Source organism: Kitasatospora griseola, assembly GCF_014648555.1.
GTDB classification, from domain to species: Bacteria; Actinomycetota; Actinomycetes; order Streptomycetales; family Streptomycetaceae; genus Kitasatospora; species Kitasatospora griseola.
Map to the genome: position 1 here is coordinate 23,548 of NZ_BMRI01000052.1, position 13,611 is coordinate 37,158.

Annotated in this window: 11 protein-coding genes; 4 read left to right on the forward strand and 7 right to left on the reverse strand. The window is 73.6% G+C overall.

Annotated elements, in window-relative coordinates; translation table 11 throughout:
* Positions 1-108 precede the first annotated feature (108 nt).
* Complete coding sequence (locus IEZ12_RS34925) at positions 109-1,764, forward strand: LCP family protein (RefSeq protein WP_189278078.1); 1,656 nt, start codon at positions 109-111, stop codon at positions 1,762-1,764.
* 5 nt (positions 1,765-1,769) lie between these two features.
* Here the strand turns inward: IEZ12_RS34925 and IEZ12_RS34930 are convergent, their stop codons facing one another.
* Together IEZ12_RS34930 and IEZ12_RS34935 are read right to left on the reverse strand one after the other, a co-directional pair.
* Positions 1,770-2,387: an acyltransferase gene (locus IEZ12_RS34930; RefSeq protein ID WP_189278080.1), complete on the reverse strand. Its 618-nt coding sequence runs from the start codon at positions 2,385-2,387 to the stop codon at positions 1,770-1,772.
* A gap of 65 nt (positions 2,388-2,452) precedes the next feature.
* On the reverse strand, positions 2,453-3,496 hold the full coding sequence (locus IEZ12_RS34935; protein WP_043914252.1) for a glycosyltransferase family 2 protein: 1,044 nt from the start codon (positions 3,494-3,496) through the stop codon (positions 2,453-2,455).
* A gap of 104 nt (positions 3,497-3,600) precedes the next feature.
* Between IEZ12_RS34935 and IEZ12_RS34940 the strand changes: the two genes are divergently transcribed.
* A complete protein-coding gene (locus IEZ12_RS34940; protein ID WP_189278082.1) occupies positions 3,601-5,070 on the forward strand; it encodes an LCP family protein in 1,470 nt (489 codons plus the stop codon).
* Between the two features lie 7 nt (positions 5,071-5,077).
* On the opposite strand, the gene IEZ12_RS34945 is transcribed toward IEZ12_RS34940, so the two are convergent.
* From IEZ12_RS34945 to ssuE, 4 genes are all read right to left on the reverse strand, one after another.
* Complete coding sequence (locus IEZ12_RS34945; RefSeq protein WP_189278084.1) at positions 5,078-6,997, reverse strand: hypothetical protein; 1,920 nt, start codon at positions 6,995-6,997, stop codon at positions 5,078-5,080.
* Positions 6,998-7,159: 162 nt separating this feature from the next.
* The gene (locus IEZ12_RS34950; protein ID WP_189278087.1) at positions 7,160-9,718 is read right to left on the reverse strand and encodes an ABC transporter permease; all 2,559 of its coding nucleotides are present in this window, start codon (positions 9,716-9,718) and stop codon (positions 7,160-7,162) included.
* Positions 9,719-9,734: 16 nt separating this feature from the next.
* On the reverse strand, positions 9,735-10,535 hold the full coding sequence (locus IEZ12_RS34955) for an ABC transporter ATP-binding protein (RefSeq protein ID WP_189278089.1): 801 nt from the start codon (positions 10,533-10,535) through the stop codon (positions 9,735-9,737).
* Positions 10,536-10,719: 184 nt separating this feature from the next.
* Complete coding sequence (ssuE, locus tag IEZ12_RS34960) at positions 10,720-11,274, reverse strand: NADPH-dependent FMN reductase (protein ID WP_189278092.1); 555 nt, start codon at positions 11,272-11,274, stop codon at positions 10,720-10,722.
* Between the two features lie 348 nt (positions 11,275-11,622).
* Here ssuE and IEZ12_RS34965 point away from each other — a divergent pair, with 348 nt between their 5' ends.
* The gene (locus tag IEZ12_RS34965; protein ID WP_189278094.1) at positions 11,623-12,909 is read left to right on the forward strand and encodes an LCP family protein; all 1,287 of its coding nucleotides are present in this window, start codon (positions 11,623-11,625) and stop codon (positions 12,907-12,909) included.
* Positions 12,910-12,998: 89 nt separating this feature from the next.
* Positions 12,999-13,502: a serine O-acetyltransferase gene (locus IEZ12_RS34970; RefSeq protein WP_189278096.1), complete on the forward strand. Its 504-nt coding sequence runs from the start codon at positions 12,999-13,001 to the stop codon at positions 13,500-13,502.
* 31 nt (positions 13,503-13,533) lie between these two features.
* On the opposite strand, the gene IEZ12_RS34975 is transcribed toward IEZ12_RS34970, so the two are convergent.
* The coding region (locus IEZ12_RS34975) for an acyl-CoA dehydrogenase family protein (protein WP_189278101.1) at positions 13,534-13,611 on the reverse strand (78 nt) is incomplete at its 5' end.

Sequence of the window (13,611 nt, forward strand, 5' to 3'; positions counted from 1 at the left end):
GTCAACCGGCCGGGTGGGGCGCGCCGTTGTCGTTTCCCGCCGCTCCGCCGGGTGACGGCGGCTCGTAGCCGGGCGGTTCGCCGATCGGGCTCGTCTAGGGTGGCCCGGATGAACAGCGGACACCGCTCGGACGACTCGGGGCAGCCGGACGCCGATCCGGCCGACCAGTGGGTGCTCGACCCGGAGACCGGCGAGTTCCGGCTCCGCCCGGACGCGGCCCGGCGGGCCTCCGAAGGCCGGGCCGGGGCGCCGCGGGCCGGAACAGCGCGGACCGAGGTACCGCGGGCCCGGCCGGCCGGACGGACGGGCGCCAGTGCGGCAGCGGGCGGACGGTCGGCGCGGCGGCGCGGCCGGGTGGTGCGCGGGCGGCGGCTGCTGACCTGGGCGGCGGGCGCGCTGGGCCTGGTGCTGGCGGCGGGCTGCGGCGGCGCGCTCTACGTGTACCGGCACCTGAACCGGAACATCTCCTCGGTGAACGTCCAGGTCGGCGACGAGTCGGAGCGGCCGCGGGCGGGCAACGCCGCGCTGAACCTGCTGGTGATCGGCACCGACAGCCGGGTCGGCCTGGGCCGGGACTACGGTGACGAGGGGTCGACCGGGCACGCGGACACCACGCTGCTGTTCCACATCTCCAAGGACCGCAGCAACGCCACGGTGCTGTCGATCCCGCGCGACCTGATGGTGACCGTCCCGGACTGCCGGAGCGGGGAGAAGCGGATCCCCGGCTCGGCGCGGGCGATGTTCAACACCAGCCTGGGCCAGGACGGGCGGGACCCGGGCTGCACGTGGAAGACCGTGGAGAAGCTGACCGGCGTCCGGATCGACCACTTCATGATGGTCAACTTCGAGGCGGTGAAGTCACTCTCCACGGCGGTCGGCGGCGTCGAGGTGTGCGCGGCCACCGCCATCGACGACCCGTACTCGCACCTGCGGATGACCGCCGGACGGCACGTGGTGCAGGGCGAGGAGGCGCTGGCGTTCGTCCGGACCCGTCATGCGGTGGGCCTGGGCGGCGATCTGACCCGCATTCCGCTGCAGCAGCAGTTCATCAGCTCGATGATCCGGAAGATGAAGAGCAGCGACACCCTGACCAGCCCGGCCAAGCTGTGGAACCTGGCGGACGCCGCCACCAGGGCGCTGACCGTGGACAGCGCCATCGACGACGTCAACCGGCTGAAGGACCTGGCGCTCGACGTCTCCCGGGTGAACACCCGGAACATCACCTTCACCACCGTGCCGGTGCTGGACGACCCGACGGACAACAACCGGCTGGTCCTCAAGCCCGGCGACGCACAGCAGCTGTTCGCGATGATCGCCGCCGACCGTTCGCTGACCGAGACCGCTCCGCCGGCCTCCCCGACGCCGTCGGTCAGCGCCTCTGAGCCGCCGCCGATCGACGCCGAGGCGGTGCGGGTGACGGTCCGCAACGGCACCGGGACGCCCGGGCAGGCCGGGCGGGCGGTGTCGCTGCTGCGGGCGAAGGGTTTCGCGCTGGCCGTCACCGGCAGCAACGTGGAGGCCCGGACGACCGGTTCGGTGTCCTACCCGGCGGGCCAGGAGGACCGGGCGCAGGCGGTGGCCGCGGCGCTCGGCCTGCCCGCGACGGCGCTGCGGGCCGGCGGCCGGTCGGCGGGCGTGACGGTGGTGCTGGGCGCGGACTTCGTCGGGGCGGGCACGCCGTCGGCGTCGCCGACCGGGGCCCCGAAGGATCTCCAGCGGGTCCGCGCGGACGACACCAACGTGTGCGCGTCGAAGTTCAAATAGCCGGTTCAGGACGGGAGTTCGGCGTCCGGGACGAGGGTGTCGGGGCCCGTCTCGGTGTACTGCTCGCCGGTGCGCGGGCAACGCCAGCGGCCGTCGCCGGCCGGCTCCAGCGGTTCGCCGGCCCGGCCGACCCACTTGATCCGGCGGGCGGGCACCCCGACGACCAGCGCGAAGTCGGGGACGTCCCGGTGCACCACCGCGCCGGCCGCGACCAGGGCCCACCGGCCGACGGTGACACCGGCCACCAGCACGGCCCGGCCGCCGACCGAGCAGCCCTGCCGGAGCGTGACACCGCGGGCGTGCCAGTCGTCGCCGCGCTTGAGCCGGCCGTCCGGGTCGACGGAGCGCGGGTACAGGTCGTTGGTGAGGACGGCGGCGGGGCCGACGAAGACGCCGTCCTCCAGCACCGCGGGCTCGTACACCAGGGCGTGGTTCTGGAGCTTGACCCGGTCGCCGAGCTTCACGCCGGGGCCGACGTAGGCGCCGCGTCCGATGATGCACTCGGCGCCGATCTCGGCGTGCTCGCGGACCTGGGCGAGGTGCCAGACGGTGCTGCCCGGGCCGACGGCGGCGCGCGGGTCGACGTCGGCGGTGGCCTCGATCCTGGGGTCGCTGCTCGTCATGGCGCGACCCTAGCGCGGGTGGACGGCCCCCGTCCGGACTTCCGGGGACCGTCCCTGACGGCCGGTCAGGCGCCGGTGGCGGCGGCCGGGTCAATCGGCGCGGGCGCGGTGGAGGCGATCACCTTGCGGGCCAGCTTGCGCGGCGAGGTGAGGAAGCCGAAGCCCCAGCTCAGGTGCATGGTGGCGAGGGCCAGCGGCACCTGCACCCGGGCCTTGGCGGACAGGCCGCGACCCTCCGCCAGGCCGCCGGCGACGATCGCCGCGAAGTAGCCGCCCGGCAGCACCAGGAACACCGGATGCAGCGCCGCGCCCAGCACCAGGCCGCCGACCACGCCCAGCAGGGCGGCCGGCGGCGCCAGGTAGCGCAGGTTGACCGAGCCGCGGTGGTAGCGGGTGACGACGCGACGCCAGCGGCCGTAGTCCTTGTACTGCTTGGCGAGGGCGCGCGGGGTCGGCCTGGGCCGGTAGGTGACCTTCAGCTGCGGGGTGAACCAGACCAGTCCGCCGGCCTGCCGGATCCGGTAGTTCAGCTCCCAGTCCTGGGCGCGGATGAACTCCTCGTTGTAGCCGCCCTGCTGCTCCAGCACCTCGCGGCGGAACACCCCGAGGTAGACGGTGTCGGCCTTGCCGGCCAGGCCGCCGGTGTGGAAGGCCGCGTTGCCGACCCCGATCTTCGAGGTCATCGCGGTGGCGACGGCCCGCTCCCACTCGGTCTCGCCCTCGGCGTGCATGATGCCGCCGACGTTGGCGGCGTCCATCTCGTTCAGCAGCCGGACGGCGGTGGCGATGTATCCGGGCGTCAGCAGCCCGTGGCCGTCCACTCGGACCACCACGGGGTGCCGGCTGGCCCGGATCGCGGCGTTCAGGCCGGCGGGGGTGCGGCCGGTCGGGTTGGGGACGGTGCGCACCCGGGGGTCCTCGGCGACCAGGGCGGCGGCGATCTCGTCGGTCCGGTCGGTGGACGGGCCGAGTGCGATCACCACTTCCAGTTCGCCGTCGTACTCCTGCTCCAGGATCCGGTGGACGGCAGTGCGCAGGTGACGTTCCTCGTCGAGCACCGGCATGATCACGGAGACCGCCGGCAGCTCCTCAGCAGCCTTGGTGTTCATCGTGCCCGAGCGTACCGGCGCGGACCGGCGGGTGTCGGCCCGGGTCGGCCCCGGTCCGGCGCGCCGCCCGGGTGCGGCGGGCCGCAGCGCCTAGCATCCGGAAGATGCCTGCTCACCGCCCGATCGAACGCCTGTCCGGATCCCATTGGACGGGTCGTCGGCGCTGGGGGCTCTGGGTGGCGGGCACGCTCTCCTGCTCGGTGCTGGCCACCGCGTGCGCGGGCTGGGCGGTGCTGAACGGTGTCGGCTCCTCGCTGGGCCGGGTGGACGCGATCGGCGGCGGCCCGGACCGGCCCGCGGACGACGGGGCGTCGACCTTCCTGGTGGTCGGCACCGACGAACGGGAGGGCATCTCGGAGTCCACCCTGAAGGACGTCCTGCACGCGGGCGGCGAGTCCTGCCACTGCACCGACACCATGATGATCGTCCAACTGTCCGACCACGGCCGGGCCACCGTGGTCTCGGTGCCGCGCGACTCGTACGTGGAGATCCCCGCGCACCAGGACCGGGTCTCCGGCAAGCAGGTGGCCACCGCCAAGGGCAAGATCAACGCCGCGTACGGGATGGGCGGGGCGCCGCTGGCGGTGCGCACCGTGGAGCAGAACACCGGGCTACGGATCGACCACTACATCGAGGTGAACTTCCTCGGCTTCGTCTCCACCGTGGACGCCCTCGGCGGCGTCGACGTCTGCACGCCCAAGCCGCTGCGGGACGACTTCTCGGGCCTCGACCTGCCGGCCGGCACCAGCCGGCTGGACGGCGCGGGGGCGCTGCGCTACGTCCGGGCCCGGCACGTGGACGGCTCCTCGGACCTGGGGCGGATGCACCGTCAGCAGAAGTTCCTGGCACAGCTGCTGCACCAGGCGTCCTCCGGCGGCACCCTGCTCAACCCGGCGAGGCTGACCGGGGTGATGGACACCGTGCTGCGCTCGGTGAAGGTCGACAAGGGCCTGGGCAACGCCGAACTGCTGGATTTCGCGGCCCGGTTGAAGGACCTGTCGGCGTCGAACGCGGACTTCGCGACGGTGCCGCTGTCCTCGGTGGACCACCCGGTGCAGGGCTGGGGCTCGACCGTGCTGTGGGACGACAAGGGCGCGAAGGCGCTGTTCGACGCCGTCCGGGCCGGGCGCCCGCTGACCGGTCCGGCCCCGGCGACCGCGACCGCCCCATCGACGGCGTCGGCGCCGGCTGCCGGAACGGTTCCCCCGGACCAGGTACGGGTCCAGGTGCTGAACGGCGCGGGCGTGCAGGGCCTCGGCAACCGGGTCGACGAGGACCTCCGCAAGGCCGGGTTCGCCACCACCGGCACCCCGTCCAACGCGCCCGGCAACGGCCCGGCCGCCACCCGCACGGTTATCCGCTACGACCCGCGCTGGGACGAGTCGGTGAAGACGCTGGCCGCCGCGCTGCCGGACGCCGAGCTGGTCAAGGTCCCGAACCTGGGCGCGACCTTCCAGGTGGTGGCGGGCAGCGACTATCGGAGCCCGGCCGCCGCCGCGCCCGAACCGACCGCCGCGGGGGACGGCCCGGTGGCCGGCGCGGAGAGCGGCAGCGAGATCAGCTGCCCGGCCTGACGGCAGGTCAGCGCAACAGGTACTGGGCCACCGCCCACACCAGGTACCCGGCGAGCACCAGGCGGTTCAGCCACATCGTCGCGCCGACCGCGCCCTCGGGCAGCGCGATCAGCGGTCGGCGCTCCGGGCGCTGGGCGAGCGCGGTGACGGTGCGGGCGACCTGCTGCGGGTCGAACTCGCCGCCGAAGTGACGGTGCAGCAGCCGGGCCGGGCCGGCGGCGAAGCCGAACAGCGGCCGGCTGCGGTACCGCACCGTGACGCGGCCGCTGTGCAGCGCCGCCGCCGTCAGCTGCTGCCAACTTGCCCGGCGCACCCGCAGCACGCCGCTGAGGGCGACCCCGTCGCGGTCCACCGCGAGCTGCCAGCCGAACCCGTCCACCACGACGACCAGGAGCCCGCCTCCCATCAGCAGCGGGCGGATCAGGCCGTCCACCAGGCCGCCCTGCTCGGCGAGGTAGTTCATCACCACGCCGATCAGCACGGCGGCGACGGGGGCCGCCGCACAGCGCAGCGCGGTGGGCAGGCCGAACACTCGGGCCGGTTCGGGACGGCCGTCGGGCTGTTCGGCGCGGTCGTCCGCCAGGTGGCGGGCGACCTGGGCCTTCACCTGCGCCGCCTCGTCGCGCGGGTCGCCGTCGCGGTGCCGCCCGGACGGTGCCGCGAGGACGACGGCGCGGGCGGCCGTCCACTTGTGCGGCGCCTCCGGGGAGCGGAGCACCACGAGCCGGTTGCGGCCGGTCCAGTGGTAGAGCAGCGCTTCGACGGGGGCGTCGGCCTCGACGGGGGCGACCGGCGCGTCCTCGTCGTCCTCGTCATCACCGTCATCGTCGTCGTCATCGTCGGCGCCGGGATCGGGTATCCACGCGGCCGGGTTGTCGAGATCGGCGGGCGCGTACTGGGCGGTTTCGTCGCCGAACGGCATCACTCGCCACAGGCCGGACTCGCGGTCGCCGCCGTCCACCGGCAGCACCTCCAGGACGCCGCTCGCCGTCCGCCGGACCCGGACCCGGAGTGCGGGAGCGGCGTCCCCGATGGTTCGGCGTGCCAGGGTGGTGCGACGTGCGGAGAGGACCAGCAGGACGGCGAAGGTGCCGGCCGCGCCGACGCCGAGCCACCACGGGGCGGAGTCCTGCCACTCGTCGGCGGCCCGGTACCAGCCGGTGCCGTCGACCAGCAGCGGGACCTCCTCGCCGACCGTGCGTTCGCCGTCCACCTCGACGGTCAGCGTCCGGTACTCGTGCGGCAGCCGGTACTCGACGGTGGTGCTGTCGCCCCCGCCGTCGACGCTGCGCACGGTGCCCCACACCCGGTCGGCGCGGGCGGCCCGGTCGATGCCGTCCTCGGTCTGCCACACACCGACCGCCAGCAGTACCACCGCGACCGCCCCGAACAGGGCGGCCAGGATCTGCCGCACCCGGGGCAGCGGCGGCAGGTCGAGCGGGGAGCCGCCGCCCTGCAGCGTCCACGGGTACGGCACCGGCGGGCCCATCAAGGTGGCCAGTTGGGCCTCGGCGCGACGCCTGCCGGCCTCCGTCCGGTACAGCGCAGCGGCGGCCAGCAGGTGTGCGACGCAGGCGACGGCGGGCAGCCAGGGGCCCGGCAGCGCGTTCGGCAGGAACCAGAGCAGCAGGCCCGCCGCGGCCGGCACCACGAAGCCGGTGCGCCGGCGCAGCAGCAGCACCAGGAATTCCACCAGCAGGACGGCGGGCGCGGCGCTCTCGGCGTACGGCGCGGTACAGGCCCGCAGTGCGTCGCACCGGTCGGGCGTGTGGTCGAACGCGATCGCCAGCGCCGCCGTCGCCACCGGCAGCAGCGCCAGCCAGCGGCTGTGCAGCCGCCGCCACACCCGGGCGGCCCGCCACTGGTCGGCGGCGGCCAGCGTCAGCGCGGGCGCGGCGGGCAGTGGGGGCACGGGGTATTCCGACATGCGCGCGATTGTTACAGGCGCCTTCCGGGGCTCTCGCACCGGAGGTGGGGGAACCTACGACTCCTGCTGCACCGAACGGCAGCCGGTTCGCCGTGGCCTGAGAGCAGGCCTGGCCCGCCCGGGGCGGGTGCTCCGGGCGGGCCTGGGTGGTTCGGTGGTGCGTCAGTCGGTGGCGATGGCGGCCAGGACGTTCATCCTCGCGGCGCGGAAGGCCGGGACGAGGGCGGCGACCAGGCCGACCAGGACGGAGCCGATCAGGACGGTGACGACGGTTCCGGTGGGAATGGTCAGCACCGTCAGGCCCTGCTCGGAGAGGACGGCGCGGGCGGTGACGCCCCAGCTGAGGCCGAGTGCGGTGCCGAGGAGGGCGCCGAACAGGGCGATCACCACGGACTCCAGCCGGACGGTGCGGCGCAGTTGACGGCGGGACAGGCCGATGGCCCGCAGCAGGCCGATCTCCCGGGTGCGTTCGATCACCGACAGCGCCAGCGTGTTGACCACGCCGAGGACGGCGACCACGATCGTCAGGCCGAGCAGGCCGTAGACCATGGCGAGCAGCTGGTCGAACTGGGACTTGACCATCTCCTTGTAGCCGGCCTGGTCCTTGACCACCAGCTGCGGGTACTCGGCCAGCGACTTCTGCAGGTCGGCGAGCACGGCGGCCTTGTCCGCGCCGGCCGACGCGGTGCCGAACGCCACGCCGGTGAGCGGCAGTTGGCCGTTCATCGCGTTGGCGACGGTGTCGCTGTCGGTGAAGAAGCGCTGGTCGAACAGCTGGTTGCCGGTCTTGATCACGGCGGCGACCCTGAGGGTCTGGGTGCGGCCCTCGCCGTAGTTGACGGCGAACTGGTCGCCGACCGAGACGTGGTGCTCGTCGGCGAAGTCCTGGCCGACCGAGAGGCCGCCGCCGGAGAACACCGCCTCGGCGCTGCCGGTGGCCACCGGGAGCCGGAAGTCGCGCAGGAAGTCGGCGTTCGAGACGGCGAGCCGGGTACGCAGGGTGCCGCCGTCGGGCAGCGTCACCTCGGCGGGGACGTTGCGCTGCTCGGTCAGGTGGTCGAGGCCCTTGGTGCGCCGGGCGGCGTCGATCATGGCGGGGGTGAGGGCGCCGTGGCCGCCGTCCACCACGTAGTCGGCGCCGACGGACTTGTCGATCTGGGAGGTCATCGAGCCGACCATCGAGGAGGTGACCACGGAGGCGCCGATCACCACGGCCAGCCCGATCATCAGCGCGGCGGCGGTGGAGCCGGTGCGCCGCGGGTTGCGGACCACGTTGCGCTGGGCGAGCCGCCCGGCCGGGCCGAACAACGCGGGCAGCAGGCCGCCGAGCAGCCGGACCAGGACCGAGACCAGCAGCGGGCCGAGCACCACCGAGCCGGTCAGGGTGGCCAGCAGGCCGAGGCCGAGCAGCAGGCCGCCGGTGGAGCCGGGCGAGCCCGCGGCGAGCGCCAGCGCGGCGACGCCGGCGCCGGTCACCACCAGGCCGAGCACGGCCCGGATCCGGTTGGCGCGGGGTTCGGCCGGGGCGGCGTGGTCGAGCAGCGCGGCCATCGGGGTGATCCGGGCGGCGCGGCGGGCCGGGAAGAACGCGGCGAGCAGGGTGACCGGCAGGCCGACGGCGTAGCCGACCACCGGGACGGTCCAGGTGACCTGCAGCGAGGAGGAGTCCAGGTTCATCCCGGTCGCCTGCATCAGCTGGATCATGCCGACGGCGAGGCCGAGTCCGGCGCCGATGCCGATCGTGGAGCCGATCACGCCGAGGATCAGGCCCTCGACCAGCACCGAGCGGTTGACCTGCGACCGGCTGCCGCCGATGGCGCGCAGCAGGCCGATCTCCCGGGTGCGCTGGGTGACCAGCATGGAGAAGGTGTTGACGATCAGGAAGATGCCGACGGCGGCCGACAGGAAGGCGAAGCCGAGCATCGCCCACTTCATGAACTTCAGGAACGAGCCGACGCCCGCGGAGTTCTCCTTCTGCTGCTCGGCGGCGGTCTTCGCGTCGAAGCCGCTGCCGAGGTCGGCCAGCGCCGCGGTCTTCAGTTCGTCGTTGCTGCGGCTGCCGTCGCCGAACAGCTCGACGGAGGTGTACGCCTCGGTGCCGAGCAGCACCCGCTGGGCGGTCGGGGTGTCCAGGAAGGCCAGCGCCGCACCGGGGTTGGTGGTCCGGAAGGTGACGATGCCGGAGACGGTGAAGTCGTGGGTGCCGCTCTCGGCGATCACCCGGAGCCTGCTGCCGAGGCCGAGGCCGGCCTTCTTGGCGGTGTCGGCGTCCAGCATCAACTGGTCGGCGCCCTGCGGCTGGTGGCCGGAGGTGATGTCCACCGACTTGCGCGGCGACTCCGTCCAGTTGCCGGTCAGCGTGGGGGCCCCGCTGGTCGGGCCGACCACCTTGTTGGTGGCCGGGTCGACCAGGGTGGCGGAGGAGGAGAAGACGTTGCCGACCGCGGCCTCGACGCCCGGCTCGGCGGCGAGCTTCTGCTGGGTGGCGACCGGGACGGTCGAGGCCCGGCCGGGGCTGTCGGCGGTCAGCTCGTCCTGCGCCTTGCGCACCGACAGGTCGGAGGCGGTGGCGGCGAACAGCCGGTCGAAGGTGCTGGTGGCGGTGTTGTAGAAGACCAGGGTGCCGGCCACGAAGGCGACCGAGAGCACCACGGCCAGCAGGGAGAGCACCAGGCGCCACTTGTGCGCCAGGAAGCTCCGCAGCGAGGTCTTGAGCAGCATCGTCGATGATCCCGTCTCAGCTGGTGCGCTTGCCGTCGAAACGGCGCATGCGGGACAGGACGGAGTCGGCGGTCGGGTTGTGCATCTCGTCGACGATCACGCCGTCGGCGAGGAACAGCACCCGGTCCGCGTGGCCGGCGGCCACCGGGTCGTGCGTCACCATCACGATGGTCTGGCCGAGCTCGTCCACCGAGCGGCGCAGGAAGCCGAGCACCTCCGCGCCGGAGCGGGAGTCCAGGTTTCCGGTCGGCTCGTCACCGAAGATGATCTCCGGCCGGGCGGCCAGCGCCCGGGCCACCGCGACGCGCTGCTGCTGGCCGCCGGAGAGCTGGCCGGGCCGGTGCCCCAGTCGACCGGACAGGCCGACGGTGTCGATCACCTGCTCCAGCCACGCCCGGTCCGCCCCGCCCGATGTACGCCGCCGGCCGGCGATGTCCATCGGCAGCGTGATGTTCTCCAGCGCGTTCAGCGTCGGGAGCAGGTTGAACGCCTGGAAGATGAAGCCGATCTTGTCGCGGCGCAGCCGGGTCAGCTGCTTGTCCTTCAGGCCGGTGACCTCGGTGTCGCCGATCCAGATCCGCCCCTCGGAGACGCTGTCCAGGCCGGCCAGGCAGTGCATCAGGGTCGACTTGCCGGAACCCGACGGGCCCATGATCGCGGTGAACCGGCCGCGCTCGATGTCCACGTCGACCGCGTTCAGCGCCGTCACCCGGGTCTCGCCCGTCCCGTACGCCTTGGTCACCTGCCGGGCCCGGGCCGCGACGTCGTTCTGCTCGAAAACGGGTGTGAGGTGCGCGGCGCTGGCTGCCGTGGTCACTGCGTGCTCCTTGAGGTGGGGTGGGGTCCGCCCGATGTCCTCAAGACTCCCGGCTGCGCCGATCCCTTTCGTCCTCCACCGGGACGAACGCCGCCACCGGGGAACGCTCCGGGGTCCGGGCCCTCTCCCCTAGGGGTCTGCGCCCCGCGGGGTGAGGGTCCGGAGCCCGGACGCCGACGAACGGTCAGCTCGCGGCGGCCAGTTCGGCCCGCGGCCGGAGCGCGGCGGAGAACGCGTCCACCACCGGGGTCAGCAGCACCTCGGTCTCCCGCTCCAGCTCGGTGCCGCCGTCCTCGCGCACCCCGACATGCCGGTCCAGCACGAACCAGCCCTGGGTGACGTGCGCGGCGCCCATCGAGGTCAGCACCGGACGCAGCGCGTAGTCCACCGCCAGCACGTGCGCGGTGGAGCCGCCGGTGGCCAGCGGCAGCACCGTCTTGCCGCGCAGCGCGTACTGCGGCAGCAGGTCGAGCAGCGCCTTCAGCAGGCCCGAGTAGGCGGCCTTGTAGACCGGCGTGCCGATCACCACCCCGTCGGCCTGCTCGAACAGTTCGACGGCGCGGGCTATCGCCGGGTCGCCGGTGTCGGCGGCCAGCAGCGCCTCGGCGGGCAGCGTGCGGACGTCCAGCGCCGCCACCCGGTGGCCGTGCGAGACCAGCCGGCGGTCGACGTGGCGCAGCAGCCGGGTGGTGCGGGAGGTCGCGGACGGGGAACCGGAGACGGACAGGATCACGGCCATGGAGTCACCTCGATGCGTACGGCCGCGGGCAGGGGCGGCCGGAGACGGGAGAAACGGGAACGCGAGGACCCGGGCGCGGGCTCGCGGTGAGGGTGAATGTGCGGCGAGGACTCAGCCGCGACACAGCGAGCAGGACACCCGACCGTGGTCGACGTGCCGCCGACGGGTGAGAACCTTCCGCTGCTCCATGCAGCCATGCAAGCACGCGCCGTTTTACCGGGTCAAGGCCGTGCCCGCCCGGTGAACACCGCACCGAACGGTCCGGGCCCTGCATCAAAACGGCCACAAGGGGCCCCGGCCGAGCCGGACGATCACCACGCGGCCCGCGGTTCGGGCATCCTTCCCCTCATGAACACGTGGCAGGAGCGCCCGGGGGGCGGCGCATACGGGCAGGGCGACGCGGCACGCGGCCGGGGCGGGGCGGGCGCGGAACCGCCGCTGCCGCCGTCGCTGAATCCGCGCGGCGCGGGCGCCCCGCTGTCCCGCCCCGCACAGCAACCCGACGACCGTCCGCCGTACCAGGGCGGCACGCCCGGCGGCGGCCCCGGCGGCGGGCCGCCGTACGGCGGTCGACCGCCGTACGGGCAGCAGCCGCACGAGCCCGGGCCGGGCCCGCTCGGCGGCCCCGGGCAGCCGGCCCGACCGCGCCGCTCGCGCAAGAAGATCATCGGATACTCGGCGCTCGGCCTGGTCCTGGCGCTGCTCACCACCATGATCGGCACCTACTTCTGGGCCGACGGCAAGCTCCGGCACGAGAACGTGCTCGCCGACTACCCGGGCCGCCCGGCGGCCGGCAAGGGCACCAACTGGCTGATCGTCGGCTCCGACAGCCGCGAGGGCCTCACCGACGCCCAGGAGGACTCCCTCCACACCGGCTCCGCCGAGGGCAAGCGCAGCGACTCGATGATGATCCTGCACACCGGCGACAACGGGGCCACCCTGATGTCGATCCCGCGCGACTCCTGGGTGCAGATACCCGCCCACCAGGACACCTCCGGCAGCGGCAGGACCGTCCCCGCCGCCACCCACAAGATCAACGCCTCGTTCGCCGCCGGCGGCGGACGGCTCCTGGTGCAGACCGTCGAGACCAGCACCGGCCTGCGGATCGACCACTACGCGGAGATCGGCTTCGCCGGGTTCGTCGGCCTGGTCGACGCCGTCGGCGGCGTCGAGATGACCATCGACCAGCCGGTCAAGGACAAGGACTCCGGCCTCGATCTGAAGGCCGGCACCCAGACCCTGACCGGCAAGCAGGCCCTCGCCTTCGTCCGCCAGCGCCACCAGATGGCCGACCAGGACCTCGGTCGGATGCGCAACCAGCAGAAGTTCCTCGGCGCCCTCGCCAAGCAGGCCGCCTCCCCCGCGACCCTGCTCAACCCCTTCACCTTCTACCCGCTCGCCTCGGCCGGCCTGGACACCTTGATCGTCGACGACGACGCCGGCCTCACCGACCTCGGCTCGATGTTCCTCGCCATGAAGGGCGTCACCGGCGGCGACGGCAAGACCATCACCGTCCCGATCGGCAACCCCGACTTCCGCACCCCCACCGGCGAGTCCGCGGTCAAGTGGGACCCGGCCAAGTCCAAGGCCGTCTTCGACGCGATGAAGAACGACACCGCCGTCCCCGCGCCCTGACCGCCGCGGGCCGACGGGAGTGCGCGAACTCCCGTCGGCCCGCGCGTCGCTGACGGCGCATCAGGCTCTCCGGCGGGAGAATGTCCGCCATGTCTCTGGTGACCTCCCTCATCTACCGCCGCCGAAGCCGGCTGTTCGGCCGGCTGGTCCAGGAAGCCCTGGCCCTGTACGGGATGGAGGTCCCCGCCGCCGCCGAGATCGGCCCCGGCCTGTCCGTCTTCCACCGCGGCTTCGGCACCGTCCTGCACCCCTTCACCACCCTCGGCGCGAACGTCACCCTCTACAACGGCGTCACCATCGGCCGGGCGGACCCGTGGGTCCCGCAGGAGGAGTCCGCGATGCGAAGGGTCGTCCTGGAGGACGGGGTGATGGTCTGCGCCGGCGCGAAGATCGTCTGCAAGTCAGGCGTCCTCACCGTCGGCGCCGGGACGATCATCGGCGCGAACGCGGTGCTCACGCGTTCCACCGGGCCCAACGAGATCTGGGCGGGCGCCCCGGCCAAGAAGGTGGGAGTGCGGAAGGCGGGTGGGCGCGAGAACCGCGCGCAGCGGGAGGCGCCCGACAGCCGGGTCGCGGCACGGACAGTGACCTGAACGTGGAAGCGACCCGGCTGTCGGTGAGGGCCTACGGCAGGTTGCGGGCCATCACGATGCGCTGGACCTGGTTGGTGCCCTCGTAGATCTGGGTGATCTTCGCGTCCCG